18 protein-coding genes and 1 other annotated feature are annotated in these 19,733 nt (G+C 45.1%); all 18 genes read right to left on the bottom strand.

Annotated elements, in window-relative coordinates; all coding sequences use genetic code 11:
- On the bottom strand, positions 1 to 708 hold the full coding sequence (pyrF, locus tag IRY55_RS00820) for an orotidine-5'-phosphate decarboxylase (protein ID WP_194561361.1): 708 nt from the start codon (positions 706 to 708) through the stop codon (positions 1 to 3).
- The gene (locus IRY55_RS00815; RefSeq protein ID WP_194561360.1) at positions 705 to 1,619 is read right to left on the bottom strand and encodes a dihydroorotate dehydrogenase; all 915 of its coding nucleotides are present in this window, start codon (positions 1,617 to 1,619) and stop codon (positions 705 to 707) included. The genes pyrF and IRY55_RS00815 overlap by 4 nt, the downstream gene beginning before the upstream one ends.
- A complete protein-coding gene (locus tag IRY55_RS00810) occupies positions 1,616 to 2,392 on the bottom strand; it encodes a dihydroorotate dehydrogenase electron transfer subunit (RefSeq protein ID WP_194561359.1) in 777 nt (258 codons plus the stop codon). The genes IRY55_RS00815 and IRY55_RS00810 overlap by 4 nt, the downstream gene beginning before the upstream one ends.
- A complete protein-coding gene (gene carB, locus IRY55_RS00805; protein ID WP_194561358.1) occupies positions 2,392 to 5,586 on the bottom strand; it encodes a carbamoyl-phosphate synthase large subunit in 3,195 nt (1,064 codons plus the stop codon). Before carB ends, IRY55_RS00810 begins: the two co-directional genes overlap by 1 nt.
- Positions 5,579 to 6,679, bottom strand: coding sequence for a carbamoyl phosphate synthase small subunit (locus IRY55_RS00800; protein ID WP_194561357.1), 1,101 nt, complete (start codon positions 6,677 to 6,679; stop codon positions 5,579 to 5,581). Before IRY55_RS00800 ends, carB begins: the two co-directional genes overlap by 8 nt.
- Position 6,680: 1 nt before the next feature.
- On the bottom strand, positions 6,681 to 7,955 hold the full coding sequence (locus IRY55_RS00795) for a dihydroorotase (protein ID WP_194561356.1): 1,275 nt from the start codon (positions 7,953 to 7,955) through the stop codon (positions 6,681 to 6,683).
- Complete coding sequence (locus tag IRY55_RS00790; protein ID WP_194561355.1) at positions 7,955 to 8,839, bottom strand: aspartate carbamoyltransferase catalytic subunit; 885 nt, start codon at positions 8,837 to 8,839, stop codon at positions 7,955 to 7,957. Before IRY55_RS00790 ends, IRY55_RS00795 begins: the two co-directional genes overlap by 1 nt.
- A 238-nt stretch (positions 8,840 to 9,077) precedes the next feature.
- Entirely contained in the window at positions 9,078 to 10,394 is a 1,317-nt protein-coding gene (locus IRY55_RS00785) for a uracil-xanthine permease family protein (protein ID WP_194561354.1), read from the bottom strand.
- A gap of 8 nt (positions 10,395 to 10,402) precedes the next feature.
- Positions 10,403 to 10,942, bottom strand: a complete 540-nt coding sequence (gene pyrR, locus IRY55_RS00780) for a bifunctional pyr operon transcriptional regulator/uracil phosphoribosyltransferase PyrR (RefSeq protein WP_194561353.1) — start codon at positions 10,940 to 10,942, stop codon at positions 10,403 to 10,405.
- 207 nt (positions 10,943 to 11,149) lie between these two features.
- On the bottom strand, positions 11,150 to 12,061 hold the full coding sequence (locus tag IRY55_RS00775; protein WP_194561352.1) for an RluA family pseudouridine synthase: 912 nt from the start codon (positions 12,059 to 12,061) through the stop codon (positions 11,150 to 11,152).
- Entirely contained in the window at positions 12,058 to 12,540 is a 483-nt protein-coding gene (lspA, locus tag IRY55_RS00770) for a signal peptidase II (protein ID WP_194561351.1), read from the bottom strand. Before lspA ends, IRY55_RS00775 begins: the two co-directional genes overlap by 4 nt.
- Before the next feature lie 109 nt (positions 12,541 to 12,649).
- Positions 12,650 to 15,406, bottom strand: coding sequence for an isoleucine--tRNA ligase (gene ileS, locus IRY55_RS00765; RefSeq protein WP_194561350.1), 2,757 nt, complete (start codon positions 15,404 to 15,406; stop codon positions 12,650 to 12,652).
- Between the two features lie 44 nt (positions 15,407 to 15,450).
- Positions 15,451 to 15,669, bottom strand: a binding site (T-box leader).
- 64 nt (positions 15,670 to 15,733) lie between these two features.
- The gene (locus IRY55_RS00760) at positions 15,734 to 16,258 is read right to left on the bottom strand and encodes a DivIVA domain-containing protein (protein WP_194561349.1); all 525 of its coding nucleotides are present in this window, start codon (positions 16,256 to 16,258) and stop codon (positions 15,734 to 15,736) included.
- 27 nt (positions 16,259 to 16,285) lie between these two features.
- The gene (locus IRY55_RS00755; protein WP_194561348.1) at positions 16,286 to 17,059 is read right to left on the bottom strand and encodes a YlmH family RNA-binding protein; all 774 of its coding nucleotides are present in this window, start codon (positions 17,057 to 17,059) and stop codon (positions 16,286 to 16,288) included.
- A 19-nt stretch (positions 17,060 to 17,078) separates the two neighbouring features.
- A complete protein-coding gene (locus tag IRY55_RS00750) occupies positions 17,079 to 17,351 on the bottom strand; it encodes a YggT family protein (RefSeq protein WP_194561347.1) in 273 nt (90 codons plus the stop codon).
- A gap of 14 nt (positions 17,352 to 17,365) precedes the next feature.
- On the bottom strand, positions 17,366 to 17,836 hold the full coding sequence (locus IRY55_RS00745) for a cell division protein SepF (RefSeq protein ID WP_194561346.1): 471 nt from the start codon (positions 17,834 to 17,836) through the stop codon (positions 17,366 to 17,368).
- A complete protein-coding gene (locus tag IRY55_RS00740; RefSeq protein ID WP_194561345.1) occupies positions 17,833 to 18,528 on the bottom strand; it encodes a YggS family pyridoxal phosphate-dependent enzyme in 696 nt (231 codons plus the stop codon). Before IRY55_RS00740 ends, IRY55_RS00745 begins: the two co-directional genes overlap by 4 nt.
- Before the next feature lie 44 nt (positions 18,529 to 18,572).
- Positions 18,573 to 19,721, bottom strand: a complete 1,149-nt coding sequence (gene ftsZ, locus IRY55_RS00735; RefSeq protein WP_194561344.1) for a cell division protein FtsZ — start codon at positions 19,719 to 19,721, stop codon at positions 18,573 to 18,575.
- Positions 19,722 to 19,733: the final 12 nt, after the last annotated feature.

Raw genomic sequence — 19,733 nt, 5'->3', positions numbered from 1 at the left:
TTACTGCCCCTTCCATAATGCATTCACTTCAGCATGTGCTTTCACCGCATCAGCCGCTTGTGTAATCGCACGGCCGACGACGATATGTGTCGAACCGTTTTCGCGTGCGAATTGTGGTGTCGCGACACGCTTTTGGTCGTGCGTTTCACCGCTTGCCATACGGATGCCTGGCGTCACTTTTAAAAAGTCTTTGCCGCACGCTTCTTCGATCATTTTCGCTTCGAGCACTGAACAGACGACGCCGTCCAATCCTGCTTCTTGCGCTTTTTTCGCATAGTGGACGACCGATTGTTCGAGCGACTGTTCAATGAGTTGATCCGCTCGCATGCTCGCTTCATCCGTCGATGTTAGTTGCGTTACTGCGATAATGCGTGGACGCGTCTTCCCCGCGGGTGTTCCTTCTTCTAACCCTTCGAGAGCCGCTTCCATCATGCGCACACCACCTGCAGCGTGAACGTTGACAAGTTCAACTTCATACTGCGCTAAAATTTTCATCGCAGATTTTACAGTGTTCGGAATATCATGCAATTTTAAATCGAGAAAAATGCCGTATCCTCGCGCTTTTAATTCACGTAAAATTGCGGGTCCTTCTTTATAAAAAAGTTCCATCCCTACTTTGACATTCGCTTTTCCTTCGAACGGTTGTAAAAAGCGTAACGCTTCTTCTCCTGTCGGGAAATCGAGGGCGATAAATGGTGAGTCCGTCATAGTCGGTGGCTCCTTCCAATCAATTCTGAAATGTGGTCGACACCAAGTTCGTCGAGTTTTTCTTCTAAACTGTTAATGATGTTCGGGCAGACGAATGGATCGACGAAGTTCGCTGTTCCGACTGCGACTGCGCTCGCACCGACACTTAAAAAGTCGACGACGTCTTGCGCGTTCGTCACTCCGCCCATTCCGATGATCGGTAAGTTCGTCGCTTGACTCACTTCCGCCACCATGCGGATTGCGACAGGCTTCACCGCTGGACCTGAGAGGCCGCCTGTTCGGTTCGCGATGATGGGACGTCCTGTTTTCGCATCGAGACGCATCCCGATTAACGTGTTGATCATCGTAATCCCATCTGCGCCCCCCGCTTCTACCGCTTTCGCCATGTCGACGATGCTCGTCACGTTCGGCGATAATTTCACATACACAGGAACAGATGATACTGCTTTCACTGCCGCTGTCAATTCACGTGCTGTGTCAGGGTCTGTTCCGAATTGAATGCCTCCGCATTTGACGTTTGGGCATGAAATGTTTAATTCTAATGCGTGAACGTTCGGCGCTGTTGAAATAGCTTTCGCTACTGCTACATAATCCGCTGTTTCGCTTCCTGCTACGTTCGCGATAATCGGCACGTCGTAACGCTCTAACCATGGTAATTCTTCCGCCATCACTTTTTCAAGCCCTGGGTTTTGAAGACCGATCGCGTTCAACATACCGGATGCTGTTTCCGCTACGCGTGGGGTCGGGTTGCCGTAACGCGTTTCTTCCGTCGTCGCTTTAATCATGATCGCGCCGAGCTGAGATAAGTCATACAAGCCTCCGAATTCTTTACCGAAACCGAAACATCCCGATGCTGGCATGATTGGGTTTTTTAATTGTAATCCTGGCAATTCCATCGCTAAACGACTCATATCGATACAACCCCCGCTTCAAATACTGGTCCATCTGAACAAATTTTTACATAGCTTCGTTCGGACTGGTCTTTCGTTTCACATACACATGCGAAACAAGCTCCGATTCCGCAACCCATTCTTTCTTCGAATGAAACGTAACCTTTTTTATCCGCATATGCTTGTTGCACCGCTTTTAACATCGGCATCGGGCCACATGTGTAAAATGTCGCAAAGTCCGTCGGGAGATTGTCCATCACATGTGTGACGAAACCTTTCGTCCCTTCCGTTCCATCGACTGTTGCGATATGCGTATCACCGAGTGATTCGAATTGTTCTTGATAGAAGACGACATCTTCTGATTCAAATCCGAGAATGTGGACGCATTTTACGCCTTTCGCTGTCAATTGACGCGATAGCTCATAAAGCGGTGGCACACCGATTCCGCCTCCGATTAAATAAGCGGTCTCTCCTGCTTCTGTCGCTTCGATTGGGAAGCCGTTTCCGAGTGGTCCGAGAACGTCTACCGTATCGCCAGTGATGCGTTTCGATAATACGCCTGTTCCGTGTCCATCCGCACGGTAAAGCAATGTGATTTCTTGCTTGTCGCGATCTACTTTCGCGATTGAAATCGGGCGGCGAAGCAATGGATCGAGTGAATCTGACACACGAACGTGGACGAATTGTCCAGGGGAAGTAATTTCCCCTGTCAATTTGCCGCGCAATGTCAACTCAAAAATCGCACGTGCGATCTGTTTATGTTCGACAATTTCCATACGATCTTGAATAATCATTACGCTTCCTCCTGTTTTGGCATTGGCTCCGTTTCGAATGTCATCGATTCGATGACGCGCAATGTTGCATCTGCTGTATCGATTGACGTTAAGCAAGGTACGCCGTTTTCAACCGATTCACGACGAATGCGGAAGCCGTCGCGCTCTGGCTGTTTTCCTTTCGTCAATGTGTTAATGACGAGTTGCGCTTCACCGTTTTGAATGACGTCGAGCAATGTGCGTCCTTCTTCGCCAATTTTGTTGACGATTTCTACGTCAATTCCTTCTGCTTTCAACACTTCTGCCGTTCCTGCTGTCGCTAAAATGTGGTAACCGATGTTTTTGAAGCGACGTGCAAGTCCTAACATTTCTTGCTTATCTTTATCTGAAACGGTCATTAAGACTGAACCGTATTCTTTAATTTCCATACCGCTTGCGACGAGCCCTTTGTAAAGAGCTTTTTCGACTGTCGTATCTTTCCCCATGACTTCCCCAGTCGATTTCATTTCAGGGCCGAGTGTAATGTCGACACGGCGAAGTTTTGCGAATGAGAACACTGGGACTTTTACGTATACGCCTGCTGGTGGTGTCGCAAGGCCTGTCGGGTATCCTTGTTCTACAATTGATTCACCGAGAATCGCTTTCGTCGCTACGTTCGCCATCGGAATGTTCGTAATTTTACTTAAGAACGGTACGGTACGGCTTGAACGTGGGTTCACTTCGATGACGTATACTTGTTTTTCGCTAATGACGAACTGAATGTTCAACAAGCCGCGAATTTTTAAACCGAGTGCAAGACGTGTCGTATAGTCTGCGATTGTTTCAATCATCGATGCGGACAAGTTTTGTGGAGGATATACGGCGATCGAGTCACCTGAGTGAACACCCGCACGTTCAATATGTTCCATAACTCCTGGGATTAGGACATTCTCTCCGTCACAAATCGCATCAACTTCAATTTCCGTTCCTGTTAAGTAACGGTCGATCAATACTGGGTGTTCTGGGCTCGCTTTTACAGCGTGTTTCATGTAATGCAATAATTCCGGTTCTTCGTAGACGATTTCCATCGCGCGCCCTCCGAGTACGTATGACGGACGAACGAGTACAGGATAGCCGATTTCGCGTGCGATTTCGACAGCTTCCGGTACACTCATCGCCGTTTTACCGAGCGGTTGTGGGATACCGATTTCGCGAAGGGCTGCTTCGAATTTGTCACGATTTTCTGCACGGTCGATATCTTCAAGGGCTGTCCCGATAATTTTCACGCCGCGCGCTTCCAATTCAGCTGCGAGGTTGATCGCTGTTTGACCACCGAATTGCACGACGACTCCTTCTGGTTGTTCGAGTTCGATAATGTGCATCACGTCTTCTACTGTTAACGGTTCGAAGTATAACTTGTCAGAAATCGAGAAGTCTGTCGATACCGTTTCAGGGTTGTTGTTGACGATGATTGCTTCGTAACCTGCTTGTTGAATCGCCCATACTGAGTGAACTGTCGCATAGTCGAATTCAACCCCTTGTCCGATACGGATTGGACCTGAACCGAGTACGACGATGCTCTTCTTGTCGGATTTGAGCGATTCATTATGTTTTTCATACGTTCCGTAGAAGTATGGTGTTTTTGATTCATATTCTCCCGCACATGTGTCGACCTTTTTGTAAACTGGGAACATGTTGCGTTCTTTACGCCAGTTGTATACTGTGCGCTCGTCTGTATTCCAATATTTCGCGAGTGCAACGTCAGAGTATCCCATACGTTTTGCTTCGTATGCAATTTTTTCATCGAATGGATTGGCTTTTGCCACTTCTTCAAATTTCACGATGTTTTCGAATTTGCGTAAAAAGTGTAAGTCGATCATGCTCCACTCATGAAGTGTTTCAATCGATACGCCGCGGCGCAACGCTTCTCCGATGAAGAAGAGACGCTCATCTCCTGCGCGACGAATACGTTTTTCAATCCACTCATCTGTCATTTCGTCTCCACCTTCAAGTGATAAGTCGAATTGACCTGTTTCGAGTGAACGGACCGCTTTTAAAATCGATTCTTCAAATGTGCGACCGATTGCCATTACTTCGCCCGTCGCTTTCATTTGTGTACCTAAGTTACGTTTCGCTGATTCGAATTTATCGAATGGCCAACGTGGAATTTTTGTCACGACATAGTCGAGTGCTGGTTCGAAACATGCATACGTCGTTCCTGTTACCGGGTTCAACATTTCATCCAATGTTAAGCCGACCGCAATTTTCGCTGCGAGTTTCGCAATCGGGTAACCTGTCGCTTTTGAAGCGAGTGCAGATGAACGTGAAACACGTGGGTTCACTTCGATAATGTAGTAGTCGAAGCTGTTCGGGTCAAGCGCCATTTGGACGTTACATCCACCTTCAATACCGAGTGCGCGAATAATTTTTAACGAGACATTGCGAAGCATTTGATATTCACGGTCTGTCATCGTTTGGCTCGGTGCCGCTACGATCGAGTCTCCTGTATGAATACCAACGGCATCTACGTTTTCCATATTACATACGACAATCGCGTTGTCCGCTGAGTCACGCATCACTTCGTATTCAATCTCTTTAAATCCAGCGATTGATTTTTCAAGTAAACATTGCGTCACAGGGCTATATTTTAATCCACTCGTCACGAATTCTTCCAAATCATCATCGTTGTAACAAATTCCGCCACCTGTTCCACCGAGTGTGAAAGCAGGACGAACGATCACGGGGTAACCGATACGGTCAACGAAATTACGCGCTTCTTCCATATTATGAATAATGTCACTTTCAGGAACTGGTTCGCCTAAGTCATTCATTAATGTCCGGAATAAATCGCGGTCTTCCGCTTGGTGAATCGCGTCTAATTTCGTACCTAAAATTTCGACATTTAACTCTTTTAAAATCCCTGATTCTTCAAGTTCAATCGCCATGTTTAATCCCGTCTGTCCACCGAGTGTTGGGAGAAGCGCATCTGGACGCTCTTTACGAATGATACGGCTGACGAATTCGAGCGTGATTGGCTCGATGTATACTTTGTCAGCAATTTCGGTATCCGTCATAATTGTCGCTGGGTTTGAGTTGATTAAAATGACTTTATATCCTTCTTCTTTCAATGAAACACATGCTTGTGTTCCTGCATAGTCAAACTCTGCTGCTTGACCGATGACGATTGGACCTGATCCGATTACTAAAATAGTTTCAATATCTGTACGTTTAGGCATTGTGAGACCCCTTTCTTCTTACCGCTTTAATTGCTTGTATAAAATCGTCGAACAATTCAACTGCATCGATTGGACCTGGTGATCCTTCTGGGTGGAATTGTACTGAAAACGCATGACGTGATTCATCTGCGATCCCTTGGACCGATTCATCGTTTAATGCCACATGCGTCACTTCCATACCTGTACCTTCGAGTGACTCTCGTACGATTTCGTATCCGTGACATTGTGATGTTAATTCTGTACGATTCGTTTTTAAGTTTTTCACTGGGTGGTTGCTGCCGTAGCGACCGTGTTTCATCTTTTGTACTTTTGCTCCTGTTGCGAGCGCGAGTAATTGATGACCGAGACCGATTCCGAAAATCGGATATTTCCCGAGCAATGATTGAATCGTTTCAATTTGTTGTTGTAAATGTTCTGGATTTCCTGGACCGTTCGATAATAAAATACCGTCTGGGAATAATGATGCGATCGTTTCAACATCTGTGTCATACGGCACAACGATGACGTCGCAGTCGCGTTTATTTAATTCACGTAAAATGCCGTGCTTCATACCGTAGTCGATTAAGACGACACGTTCACCTAAGCCTGGGCTCGGGTATGCTTTTTGTGTCGATACGCTTGCGACTAAGTTCGTCGGCGCTTCGTACTCTTTCAATGTTGCGAGAGCTTTCGCTTCATCGAGTGTCGCACCCGCTTCTGTAATCATGCCGCGCAACGTGCCGTTGTCGCGTAAATGGAGTGTTAAATGACGTGTATCAATTTCGTCGATGCCTGGAATGCCTTTTAATTCGAGCAATTTCCCGAGTGACATGCCACTGCGGAAGTTTGAAGGCTCGTCGCAATATTCGCGAGCGATTAAACCGTTTAATGCCGGTTCGATCGACTCGTAGTCGTCGCGGTTAATGCCGTAGTTTCCGATTGCTGGATACGTCATGACGATCATCTGCCCTGCTGATGATGGGTTTGAAATCGTCTCTTGGTAACCTGTCATTCCTGTCGCAAATACGACGTGACCGACTGACGCTTCGTTTGAACCGAATGCGCGACCTTCAAAAATTGTACCGTCTTCTAAAATTAAATAACGTGTTGTCATATTAGTTCTCCTCCCAAACAACTTCACCTTCGAATACAGTCATCACTGGCCATCCTGCACAGTTCCAACCGTTGAACGGTGTATTTTTCCCTTTTGAAACGAATGTTGTTTTATCGATTGCTCGTTCTTGTTCTAAGTCGATTAATGTTAAGTCTGCAACGCCGCCTACTTCTAAACGTCCGTACGGTAAGTTGAATACGTCTGCTGGCTTTTTCGTCAACCAGTCGACGAGTTGTTGTGTCGTCCAACGTCCTGACTGTACGTGTTTCGTATAAAGTAATGGGAATGCTGTTTCAAATCCTGTAATGCCGAACGGGGCTGTTGCGAATCCGACTGCTTTCTCTTCATCTGTATGCGGCGCATGGTCTGTTGCGATAAAGTCGATCGTACCGTCTTCCAATCCTTCGAGTAACGCTTCTAAGTCTTCTTGTCCGCGAAGTGGTGGGTTCATTTTCCAGTTTGCGTCGTCTCCTGGAATGTCTTCATCGATTAACAGTAAATGGTGTGGTGTCACTTCTGCTGTTACGTGAATGCCCGCTGCTTTCGCTTCGCGAATCGCGCGCACCGATTCTTTCGTGCTGACGTGACAAACGTGATAATGTGCACCTGCTGCTTCTGCGAGTAAGACGTCACGCGCAATTTGCACCGCTTCACAAATCGATGGAATTCCTTTAATGCCCATCTCTTTACTCTTATCGCCTTCGTGCATCGCTCCGCCATAGATGAGGGAGTTATCTTCACAGTGTGCGACAACAGCCATGTCGAGTTCAGCCGCTTGTTGCATCGCCTCATACATCATCCCTGCGGATTGTACGCCGACGCCATCGTCTGTAAATGCGAATGCACCGTGTTCTTTTAAGTCTTTAAAGTTCGTTAATTCTTTTCCTGCTTCACGAATCGTAATCGATGCGTAAGGGAGTACACGAATGCGAGCGTTCTTTTCAATTAATTCATTGACGAGTGTTAAATTTTCTTTCGTGTCTGGCACAGGACGTGTATTTGGCATCGCACATACTGTCGTGAAACCGCCTTTTGCTGCTGCATGCGTTCCTGTTTCAATCGTTTCTTTATGCTCGCCACCTGGTTCGCGTAAGTGAACGTGAATGTCGATAAATCCAGGAGATAGTAATTTTCCTCCACCATCTACTGTGCGGTCTGCTTCGACTCGTAAGTCTTTTCCGATCGCCTCAACGACTCCATTTCCCACGAATACATCCGTTTCAATTAATTCATTGTTTCCATTTAATACGTTGACATTTTGAATAAGTAAGCTCATTATTCGTTCCTCCCTTTAAGTAGTAACTTTATAATAGCAGCGCGTACGTACACGCCGTTTTCCACTTGTGTTAAAATTTTCGACTGCGGACTTTCAATGAGTTCATCTGCAATTTCAACTCCGCGATTGACAGGAGCTGGATGCATAATGATCGCATGCTTTTGCAAACGCTCCGCTCGCTCTAGGGTTAAGCCGAACTGGCGATGATATTCCCATTTTGAAAACGCAAGTCCTTCTCCGTCATGGCGCTCGTGTTGAACGCGTAACAACATGAGAACGTCGCAATTTTCAATTTGAGCATCTAAGTCTGTCGTATAGTCGAATTCTCCCGCCCATTCTTCTGGGCAGACGAATGTGACGTTCGCACCTAGTCGCTTGAGCGATTCGGCATTCGATTTTGCGACGCGACTGTGAGAGATGTCTCCTGCAATTGTAACATTTAATCCTTCAAATTGACCGAAATGTTCGTAGATTGTGAAAATATCGAGTAATGATTGTGTCGGATGTTGACCAGATCCATCTCCCCCGTTAATGAGCGGAATGTCCATGTGGTCGACGAGTTGTTCGTAATATTTATCACGCGGGTGGCGAATGACGACAAGGTCGAGTCCGATCGCTTCAAATGTTTTCACCGTATCGTACAACGATTCTCCCTTCAATGTGCTCGAAGATTCAGGAGCAAATGGAATCACTTCCATTCCTAAGCGACGTTCAGCCATTTCGAAACTCGATTTCGTGCGCGTGCTCGGCTCGAAAAATAAATTGCTCACATAATACGTGCGATCTAATTTGCGAATGCCGTCCGCCTTCATTTCACGTGCGAGTTCGATAATTTTCATCATTTCTTCTGTCGTTAAACTTTTCATATTGACGATATGTTCCATCGTAGTCGTCTCCTTTGTTGTACGATATTTTGAACTATTAGTGAACCTAATATTCTCGGGAACAAAGTACTCACACTTTTTTAACCGAGCGATCCCCGCCGTCCATGCGGTTCATATATGAAAAAAGAACCTTTTCGCTATATCAGGAAAAGGTTCTTTTGCATACGAAACTACACCTACTTCAAATAGGCTATCATGCAAATCCCTTTCTCCGTCTCTCTGAACGAAATTAAAAAGGTTATTCTTCTATTAATTCTTTCGGTCGTCCTGGCAAAATTAAGTTGAGCAATACCCCGACGATTGCCGCGAGTGCCATTCCTCCAAGTTCAAACGGAACGTTTAATACCGGGACGATAAATTTCAATGTTGCGCCACCGATTCCGATGACGAGAATGACGGATGCGATAACTAAGTTACGTTGGCTGTCGAAATCGATTTGATGTTCGACGAGCATGCGTAAACCAGACGCTGCAATCATACCGAAAAGTAAGATTGATACTCCACCGAGGACAGCTGTCGGAATCGTTCCGATCAACGCCATCACTTTTCCTAAAAAGGCGAAGATAATCGCGAATGTCGCCGCTCCTAAAATGACGTACACACTGTACACACGCGTCATCGCGAGCACTCCGATGTTTTCACCGTACGTCGTTTTTGGCGGTCCGCCCATCAAACCACTAATAAGTGTTCCAAGACCATCCCCAAGCAATGATCGATGAAGTCCTGGGTTTTCGATATAGTTGCGATTGACGACGCGCCCTAAGACGAGCTGATGTCCGATATGTTCAGACACTGTAACAAGCACGACCGGAATCATGAGCGATAATGCCATGAGTGAAATGTTCACATCGTAATGAATGACCGGGAAAATAAATTCTGGCATAGCGAATACTTTCGCTTGTAATACTGGGTCGAAATCGACGATGCCAATCGCGAGCGAGTAAATGTACCCGACGACGATACCGACGATGACAGGCATTAAACTAATGAGCCCTTTGAAAAACATGAGGACGATGACCGCTGTTAAAAGTGTAACTCCCGCTGCTGTTAAATGTTTCAAACTGTATTCTGAACCGATTTGATTGCCGAGTTCATCGAATACAGGAATCATGCTCGCCATGTCGATCGCTGTCGGCGCAAGCCCGAGTCCGATAACGACGATGACCGGCCCGACGACAATCGGCGGTAACAGACGCATGATCCAACGGTGCCCCGTCTTCCAAATGATGAGCGAAATGATGGAATAGATAAATGATACAGCGATGATGCCGATCATAATGTCCCCGTCCGTACCGCCACCTTCCCGAATCATAATGATCGGTGCGATAAAGGCGAAGCTTGAACCTAAGTAAGCAGGTACTTGGAAGCGCGTCACGATGACGAAAATGAATGTTGCGATACCGCTCGTAAGCAAAGCCATCGCTGGGCTTAATCCGACGAGTGTCGGCACTAAAATCGTCGCACCGAACATTGCAAACATATGTTGTAAACTGAGCACAATCCAACGTAGTGGATCGGGCTTATCTTGAATGTCTAACACTGCTTTTTCCGCCATAGGGCACCTCACTTATGAATGACGACGCTATTTTCGCCATCTTCTTCTTGTAATTTTACGACGACCCGCTCATCGCTCGACGTCGGAATGTTCTTCCCGATAAAGTCTGGTCGAATCGGCAATTCTCGATGACCTCGGTCGACAAGTACAGCAAGTTGAATGGCGCTCGGCCTGCCGATATCCATGATCGCGTCCATCGCTGCGCGCACTGTACGTCCTGTAAATAACACATCATCGACTAAAATGACGATTTTGTCCTCCACATTTTGTTCGATATTCACTTCGTTGACAGACGGTTCGCCGTCGACTGTTTTTTTCTGAAGATCGTCGCGATATAAGGTGATGTCGAGTTCTCCTATCGCCACTTGTTCTTGTTCAATCGTTTCGATGCGTTCGCTCAAGCGCTTCGCGAGAAATGCACCTCTCGTTTTAATGCCGACGAGAATGCAACGGTCGACCCCTTTATTGCGTTCGATAATTTCATGAGCGATGCGCGTCAACGCACGTTCAATCGCTTGTTCGTCCAAAATGACCGCTTTTTCTGTCATGAAGAACCCTCCTTTTTGTTCCAAAATAAAAGCCCTCTCCAAGAAAAACCTCGGAAAGGGCATAAAAATGCGTAGTGAAATAGAGTAGAGTAATCCCTCTACAGTATGACGTTTACCTTCCCAGCCTCTCTGGACTGTTCTTAAAGGTGCTCTTATTTAATTTGCTTACTCTAGTATAGCGAACTTTCGTTATATGTCAATAACAAATTATGATTCGCGTAACTCTGTCAGCAATTGTTCATAATCTGCTGGAAGTGGTGCTGTCCATTCCATATATTCGCCTGTCATCGGATGCGTTAAACCGAGCGTTTGGGCATGTAACACTTGTCCGCCGAAGTCGATTGTTTTTTTCTGTCCGTATTTTGGATCTCCGACGAGCGGATACCCGATGTACTGCATGTGGACACGAATTTGGTGCGTGCGTCCTGTGACAAGCTCACATTGAACGAGAGTATAATGATTGCCAATATGTTCTAACACGGTGAAATGGGTTGTCGCTTCTTTCCCTGTTCCGATAACCGTCATTTTTTGACGATCGCGCGTGTCACGTCCAATCGGTGCTTCAATCGTTCCTTTCGGATGCGGAATATGTCCGTGAACGAGGGCGACGTATTGACGCTTCACCGTACGTTCGACGAGTTGATTGACGAGGTTGACGTGCGCTTCGTCGTGTTTTGCGACGACGAGCAAACCCGACGTATCTTTATCGAGGCGGTGGACGATTCCTGGACGAAGCACGCCGTTAATGCCTGATAAATCATGAATGGCATACATGAGCCCGTTGACGAGCGTTCCTGAATAATGCCCTGCTGACGGATGAACGACCATGCCACGCGGCTTGTTGACGACCGCAATATGCTCATCTTCGTAGACGATCTCTAAGTTTAAATCTTCTGCGACGACATCGAGTGGAACCGCTTCTGGCTCCGTAATGATGACGACATCGTCTTCACTTACTTTATAATTCGTTTTCACAGCGACATCGTTTACGACGATATGCCCTTCTTTTATCCAATCTTGCACTTGAGTGCGTGACCATTCTGGAAAAAGTGCCGGGATAATTTTATCGAGACGTTGTTTCTTTTGGTCTTCTGTAATGATAATGCGTTCTGTTCTCATGATTTCACCTTACTTTTCAGTTTCTCTTCGAATACCATATGAATGATTAATAAAATAACACCGATCGTCAAAGCGGCATCCGCAATATTAAATATCGGGAAATTGTAATCGATGACGGGAATCCACACACTAATAAAATCGACGACATGTTGGTACAAGACGCGGTCGATAAAGTTTCCAATCGCTCCTCCGACTAACAACATAATCGCTACTGATAATAATGTGTCGTGTTTCGCTTCTTTATAGAAATAATACAGTAATCCGCCAACGACAAAAATGGTGACGACGTAAAAAAATGCCATTTTTCCTTCTAACATGCCCCAAGCTGCACCGCTATTTCGATGCGATAAAATCGAAACGTAACCTGGAATAACTTCGATTCGTTCGCCGATTTCCATCTGTTGTACGACGAGTCGTTTCGACCATTGATCGGCAATGATGACGATTAAAGCAATAACATAATATGCAATTGTGCGCATTTCATACCCTCCGAACGTAACAGTATCGTCAGTTAGTGTACCATAGTTTGAATCAAAAAAGACAAGCTGAAGGAGCTATTCTTCAACTTGTCTTTCAAAATAAAATCGATTAAGCGAGAGTTGAGACAACTTCGGCACAACGTCCACAAATTTCTGGATGCTTAGCATCTGTGCCGACATCTTGACGCACGGACCAACAACGTGCACATTTTTCGCCTTCTGCTGCTGTAATTTGAACTTTCGCTACATCATACGCTTGGTCTAGCGCATCCCATGCGACGAGTTCGAAATCAGAGACGATGAAAAATTGAGCGAAGTCGAGATCTGTCGCTTTGAATAACGGTGCGAGTTCTTCCGGTAAAGCAATCGTCGCTTTCGCTTCGAGTGATTTTCCGATCACTTTCGCATTACGCGCTTCTTCTAACGCTTTTAAGACGTCATCACGCACGTCGAGCAATTGGCTAAAACGTTCGAGTAGTGCTTTACCTGCATCGCCAAAATCTTCTGCTTCTGGCATATCTGTCAATTGAACGCTCACCGCTTTTTTGTTTTCATACGTTAAGTGTGCCCACATTTCGTCTGTCGTATGTGGCAAGATTGGCGCTAATAGTTGAACGAGTGTGACGAGTGTGTCATACATCACTGTCTGCATCGCACGACGTGCTGGGTCGTCTTCACGTTCGATGTAGACGATATCTTTCGCTAAATCTAAATAGAACGAGCTTAAGTCACCTGTACAGAAGTTGTTCACTTCGTGATACACTGTCGCAAATTCATAACGCTCATACGCCGTACGAACCGACTGAATGACTTCGTTTAAACGCACAAGCATATATTGGTCAATCGGGCTCAAGTTTTCATATGCAACGCGATCTGTTTCTGGATTGTAATCCGCAACGTTTCCGTGTAAGAAGCGGAATGTGTTACGGATTTTACGGTACACTTCAGACACTTGTTTAAAGTTTGAATCACTGACGCGCACGTCCGCTGTATAGTCGACAGATGATGTCCATAAACGTAAAATGTCCGCACCCATTTGATTCATTACTTTCACAGGATCAATCGTATTACCGAGTGATTTGCTCATTTTGCGGCCTTCGCCATCAAGTGTAAATCCGTGGCTTAAAATGCCTTTATACGGAGCGATGCCGTTAATCGCAACACTTGTCGTAAGCGATGAGTTAAACCATCCACGATATTGGTCAGAGCCTTCTAAGTAAAGGTCTGCAGGGTATTGAAGATCGTCACGTTCGACGAGCACTCCTTGGTGAGAAGAACCTGAGTCGAACCAAACGTCCATAATGTCCGTCTCTTTCGTGAACTCACCGTTCGGGCTACCTGGATGTGTAAAGCCTTCTGGCAATAAATCTTTCGCTTCACGCTCGAACCAAACATTTGAACCGTGTTCGCGGAACAAGTTCGATACGTGGTCGATCGTTTCTGGCGTGATGATCGCTTCCCCGTTTTCTGCATAGAAAATCGGAAGTGGCACACCCCACGCACGTTGACGTGAAATGACCCAATCTCCACGGTCACGAACCATGTTGTAAAGGCGTGTTTCTCCCCATGCCGGTGTGAATTTCGTGTCGCGAATCGCTTGTAACAATTCGTCACGGAATTTGTCGATTGAAGCGAACCATTGTGGTGTCGCACGGTACATGACCGGCTTTTTCGTACGCCAGTCGTGTGGGTACGAGTGCGTGATGAAGTTCATATGCTCTAAAGCGCCAACTTCTGTTAATTTTTCAGTGACGGCTTTGTTCGCATCTTCGTAAAATAATCCTTCAAACATCGGTGCTTCTTCCGTCATCACACCGCGTCCGTCAACTGGTGACAGAACGTCTAAACCGTAGCTTTGACCGATGTAGTAGTCATCTTCCCCGTGTCCAGGTGCAGTATGAACACAACCTGTACCGCCATCTGCTGTTACGTGGTCTCCGTTCATGATGAGTGAGTCACGTTCATACAATGGATGCGTCGCAACGAGACGATCGAGGTCTGCCCCTTTCATCTCTTGAACGATTTCATACGATTCCCAACCGATTTCTGTCGCAACAGTTTCGACTAAATCTTTTGCGATGACGAATTTTTTGTCATTCGCTTGTACGACTACGTAATCGAAATCAGGATGTACTGAAATTCCGAGGTTCGCTGGAATTGTCCAAGGTGTCGTCGTCCAAATGAGGAAGTTCACATCTGTATCGAGCACACCTTTTCCATCTTTTACTGGGAAGCTAACGTAGATCGATGGTGAGCGCTTATCTTGGTATTCAATTTCCGCTTCAGCGAGCGCGGATTCACTTGAAGGTGACCAGTAAACTGGTTTTAATCCTTTGTAAATATAGCCTTTTTCTGCCATTTTACCGAATACTTTAATTTGATGTGATTCGAATTCTGGCTTTAACGTAATGTATGGGTTTTCCCAATCGCCACGAACGCCGAGACGCTTCGATTGCGTACGTTGTTTATCGATTTGCGTGTAAGCATAATCTTCACACATTTGACGATATTCAACGATCGACATTTCTTTACGTTTTACCCCTTTGTTTGAAAGGACTTGCTCGATTGGTAAACCGTGTGTATCCCATCCGGGAACGAATGGCGCGTTATATCCTGTCATTGATTTATGACGCACGATCATATCTTTCAATACACGGTTCAACGCGTGTCCCATATGGAGGTCACCGTTTGCAAATGGTGGTCCGTCGTGTAAAACGAACATCGGACGATCTTTCGTGCGCTCTTGAACGAGCTGATAAATATTTAATTCTTCCCACTTCGCTTGCATTTCTGGTTCACGATTCGGTAAATTACCACGCATCGGAAACGCTGTTTTTGGCATTAATAACGTATCTTTATATTCCACATTAACTCTCTCCTTTTTTGAAAATAAAAAACTCCGCCCCTTATGGAAGGGACGAAGTGTATCGCGTTACCACCCTAATTGCACGTCGATTAAAAAGACGTACCGCTTCAGTCGCTTTAACGCAGCGTCTACGAAGTAGTCTAATCGATTCGAACTACTTAACTCCAGAGTGATTTTCATTGAATTTTAGTCGTTAAGCTTTCACTATCCTTAACTCGCTAGGCACTAAATCATTCAATTACTCGCTCTATCTTCGCTTTTTATTCATCTATTGAATATCGTCGATTATATCATAAACGATTTCATTTACACAATGATTGTTCGAATTTATTCTTCCACTTCTGACTTTTCTTCAAACGCTTCTAAAATTTCTTCATCAGCGATCGGGTCATCGGTTAAAAGCGCATCCCAATCTTCGGTACGAAGCATTTCAAGTTGCGCTTCTACGAGCAAGCGTAAACGGTTGCGAAACACTTTCGATTGCTTTTGTAAATCGCCAATCTCAATCGTAATTGCACGTGATTTTGCAAGTGCATCATTAATGATACGATCTGCATTTTTTTCTGCTTCTTTCACGATGAGTTTTGCTTCTTGTGTCGCGTTATGACGTACATCTTCTGCCGCCTCTTGCGCTACGATAATCGAGCGTTGTAATGTTTCTTCTAGTGTGCTGAAATGCGACACACGTTCACCTTGATCATTCAATTGTTTTTTCAATTGTTTATTCTCTTCAATAACCGCCTCATAGTCGCGCATCACTTGTTCTAAAAACTCGTTCACTTCATCTTCATCATACCCTCTAAACGCTTTGCTAAATGCCTTATTATGTATGTCTAGTGGAGTTAATGCCATGTTCCTTCACCGCCTCTTATTTTTTGTTCAACCGGTAAGCTTGCCAACGACAAGACGTATATTGTCTTTCTTCGTCGTGCCTTCTAAACGTAAAATATAAAATCTTCCATGCTGCCGAATCGAAATCATATCTTCTAACTGTACCGTTTGAGCATTGCTCGTCGTCACAGTCCAATTCAATTTCACTTTTTCACCCTGAATCAATTTCGAAGCGCGTTGCCTTGAGATATTTGCCACTTCAGAAACAATCGCATCCAATCGCAAAGAAGAAACGAAAATTAATCGTTCTTCCAACGTGCGTTGACTCACGAAATACGGTTTTTCTACCTGTTCCAATAATACTTTAGTGCGACCAACTTCCGTAAAGTTCAATTTGAAAAATGTCTGTAAATCTGATGCGACAGCTAGTTGAACACGCTCTCCTTGAAAGACGATATCGCCGAATCGCGTCGGATCAATCCCGCTATTCATGAGTGCCCCATACACTTCCCGATGAGTTAATTGGACGAATTTCGTAGGATAACGAAGCTCGAAGACGACAATGTCAAAATCTTCGACTGTCGGTTCATGATAGCTCGGATAAATGAGTACTCGTTTATTTTCCGCCCCTTCAAAACCACCTTCACTTGCATAAAGCAAACCGTGTTGCGCAACAATGGTCTTCAAAATATAGCGCTCTCGTGGATTTAAAAAAGACGTTAACTTCGGGATGTACTGCTCATCTACTTCATTCGCCCAATGATGACACTCTTCTACAAATGCCTTTTCACTCTCTCTAAAGTGTTGCAACAACTGTTCCATCGTTTTTCTCCTTTATGCGCTAGAGCATTCCGTTAATCCAATTGAGGACTATATAAATCCCGGATTCAATAAATCTCAGCGCAAATAATGCGATAATCGGCGAAAAATCAATCATTCCGAGTGGAGGGATAATCGAGCGAAACACGCCTAAATACGGCTCGACTAATTTTTCGACTAATTCTCCAAATGATGATTCTCTAAGTCCTGGAATCCAACTCATTAACACGTAAATGATAATGAGGAAAAAATAAATTTGAAAAGCCAAACCTACGATATTGGCTATTGTTTGCATGTTGCCACCTCAATTTACCATTCTAGATAATCTGTAATTTCTCCGCCGACTTCCACATTTTCAGGTGTACATAAGAAAATGTCTGTGCCGACGCGTTGAATGTCTCCGTTCAACGAATATACGGTACCACTTAAAAAATCTACAATGCGTAACGCTTGGTCACGATCGATTTTTTGCAAGTTTACAATGACTGCTTTTTTCTGAAGTAATTGGTCGGCAATCTCTTGCGCTTCCGCATACACACGTGGCTCTGTTAAATACACTTCCGCTGTCTTCTTCGCACTTTCAATGCTGACAAGATTCGGCTTTTGCTGTTTTGACTGTTGATTTTTTTGTGTTGGCTTCGTCACTTTTTGCCTCGCTTGCTCGACTGGACGCTCTTGTACCGCTTGAATATGTTCACGCGCTGTCGGTTGTTTCACTTCTTCATACTCTTCTTCATCTTCTAAATAGAACCATTTCTCAATCTTTTGCTTTAAACTCATAATGATCCCTCGCTTTCTGAACCGACTAATGCTGTACCGATTCGTATGTGAGTTGCTCCTTCTTCTATCGCAATCTCGAAATCATTTGACATTCCCATCGACAAAAAGTGGCAAGGTGCATGTTCAAGTTGTAAAGCTTCAATCTCTCGCTGTAATGTCGCTAATGTACGAAAAGTTTGGCGAATGATCGCTTCATCTTCTGTAAGTGGAGCCATCGTCATTAAACCTACGACACGTAAATGTTCAAAGCTTTGAAGTTGTTCAATAAATGGTCGTACTTCATCCACCGCAAGACCAGATTTTGAATCTTCTTCAGATGCATTCACTTGCACGAAGCAATCGATTACTTGCTCTGCGCGACTTTCGATTTGCTTTGCGACAGATAAGGTTTGCAAAGAGTGAATGACTTGAGCATGTGGAATAATATCTTTCACTCTGCGACTTTGCACATTCCCTATGAAGTGCCAATCGACAGCTCCCTTTAAGAAATGCGCTCCTTTTTCCATCAATCCTTCAGGACGGTTTTCACCGAGTTGAGTATACCCTGCTCGGACGACGTCTTCCGTTCGCTCTGTTGAAATCGACTTCGTTACAGCGATTACTTGAACGGATGAACGTTCACGTCCAGCTCGCTCACAAGCTGTTGCAATACGCTCTTCAATCTCACGTTTTCGTTTGTCAATTTGATTCATGCTACATCACTACTTTTCTCCATTTTTCGTACACATGTTAAACATTATCGACGGCGATTGCGGTTGCGTAAAAATGGTGGAATGTCTAACATGTCTTCCGTTTTTTCTGTTTCTTGTTTTTTCGGTTCTTCATGGTGCACCGGTGCAGATTGTTGTGGTTGTGAAGGCGCGCTAGGTTCTGACATTTTTTTAGGCTGTGCATATGTCGATTGTGACGTTTGTGGCATCTTCACTTCACGATCTTTATTGAAATCTGTCGCAATGACTGTCACAATGATTTCTTCTTTTAACTCTTCATTAATGACCGAACCGAAAATTAAGTTCACTTCTTGATCGCTCGCTGCTGCTACGATATCCGCTGCTTCTTGTACTTCATAAAGCCCTAAGTTCGAGCCACCTGTAATGTTCATTAACACACCGCGTGCTCCGTCGATTGACGTTTCTAAAAGTGGGCTTGAGATCGCTTTTTTCGCCGCTTCTGTCGCACGGTTCTCACCTGTTGCCATACCGATTCCCATCAGTGCTGACCCTTTGTCGCTCATGATCGTTTTCACGTCAGCGAAGTCTAAGTTGATAAGTCCTGGGACTGCGATTAAGTCTGAAATCCCTTGAACCCCTTGACGAAGTACGTTATCTGCTTCTTTAAATGCTTCAAGCATCGGCGTATTGCGATCGACAATTTCAAGCAATTTATCGTTCGGAATGACGATGAGTGTATCGACAGCATCTTTCATCGCTGCGATTCCGCCCGCCGCTTGTGTCGCACGTTTTTTTCCTTCAAACATGAACGGACGCGTCACGACGCCAACTGTTAAAGCTCCGAGGTCTTTCGCGATTTGAGCGATGACTGGTGCTGCACCTGTTCCAGTTCCTCCACCCATTCCTGCTGTGACGAAGACCATATCCGCCCCTTGCAATGCTTCTTCAATTTGCTCTTTACTTTCTTCCGCTGCCTTTTTTCCGACTTCTGGATTTGCCCCTGCTCCTAATCCTCTCGTCAACTTCCCGCCTATTTGAAGTTTAATATCTGCAGATGATAAATTTAATGCCTGAGCATCCGTGTTTACTGCGATAAAGTCTACTCCTCGTACTCCATGTTCAATCATACGATTGACGGCATTGTTACCTCCACCGCCAACTCCAATTACTTTAATGACTGCTAACGCTTCGTCATTCATATCAAATTCAAGCATCGTCTCTCCTCC

It is taken from the genome of Savagea serpentis (assembly GCF_015351395.1).
In the GTDB taxonomy this organism is placed as follows: domain Bacteria; phylum Bacillota; class Bacilli; order Bacillales_A; family Planococcaceae; genus Savagea; species Savagea serpentis.
Note: the sequence above shows the minus strand (reverse complement) of the source record. Positions and strands in the feature narration are given on the sequence as shown.

What these genes read in the sequence shown, in the direction of transcription:
- pyrF (WP_194561361.1), bottom strand. Translation starts at nt 708, where the DNA reads ATGACGGACTCACCATTTATCGCCCTCGATTTCCCGACAGGAGAAGAA.
- IRY55_RS00815 (WP_194561360.1), bottom strand. Translation starts at nt 1,619, where the DNA reads ATGAGTCGTTTAGCGATGGAATTGCCAGGATTACAATTAAAAAACCCA.
- IRY55_RS00810 (WP_194561359.1), bottom strand. Translation starts at nt 2,392, where the DNA reads ATGATTATTCAAGATCGTATGGAAATTGTCGAACATAAACAGATCGCA.
- carB (WP_194561358.1), bottom strand. Translation starts at nt 5,586, where the DNA reads ATGCCTAAACGTACAGATATTGAAACTATTTTAGTAATCGGATCAGGT.
- IRY55_RS00800 (WP_194561357.1), bottom strand. Translation starts at nt 6,679, where the DNA reads ATGACAACACGTTATTTAATTTTAGAAGACGGTACAATTTTTGAAGGT.
- IRY55_RS00795 (WP_194561356.1), bottom strand. Translation starts at nt 7,955, where the DNA reads ATGAGCTTACTTATTCAAAATGTCAACGTATTAAATGGAAACAATGAA.
- IRY55_RS00790 (WP_194561355.1), bottom strand. Translation starts at nt 8,839, where the DNA reads ATGGAACATATCGTCAATATGAAAAGTTTAACGACAGAAGAAATGATG.
- IRY55_RS00785 (WP_194561354.1), bottom strand. Translation starts at nt 10,394, where the DNA reads ATGGCGGAAAAAGCAGTGTTAGACATTCAAGATAAGCCCGATCCACTA.
- pyrR (WP_194561353.1), bottom strand. Translation starts at nt 10,942, where the DNA reads ATGACAGAAAAAGCGGTCATTTTGGACGAACAAGCGATTGAACGTGCG.
- IRY55_RS00775 (WP_194561352.1), bottom strand. Translation starts at nt 12,061, where the DNA reads ATGAGAACAGAACGCATTATCATTACAGAAGACCAAAAGAAACAACGT.
- lspA (WP_194561351.1), bottom strand. Translation starts at nt 12,540, where the DNA reads ATGCGCACAATTGCATATTATGTTATTGCTTTAATCGTCATCATTGCC.
- IRY55_RS00760 (WP_194561349.1), bottom strand. Translation starts at nt 16,258, where the DNA reads ATGGCATTAACTCCACTAGACATACATAATAAGGCATTTAGCAAAGCG.
- IRY55_RS00755 (WP_194561348.1), bottom strand. Translation starts at nt 17,059, where the DNA reads ATGGAACAGTTGTTGCAACACTTTAGAGAGAGTGAAAAGGCATTTGTA.
- IRY55_RS00750 (WP_194561347.1), bottom strand. Translation starts at nt 17,351, where the DNA reads ATGCAAACAATAGCCAATATCGTAGGTTTGGCTTTTCAAATTTATTTT.
- IRY55_RS00745 (WP_194561346.1), bottom strand. Translation starts at nt 17,836, where the DNA reads ATGAGTTTAAAGCAAAAGATTGAGAAATGGTTCTATTTAGAAGATGAA.
- IRY55_RS00740 (WP_194561345.1), bottom strand. Translation starts at nt 18,528, where the DNA reads ATGAATCAAATTGACAAACGAAAACGTGAGATTGAAGAGCGTATTGCA.
- ftsZ (WP_194561344.1), bottom strand. Translation starts at nt 19,721, where the DNA reads ATGCTTGAATTTGATATGAATGACGAAGCGTTAGCAGTCATTAAAGTA.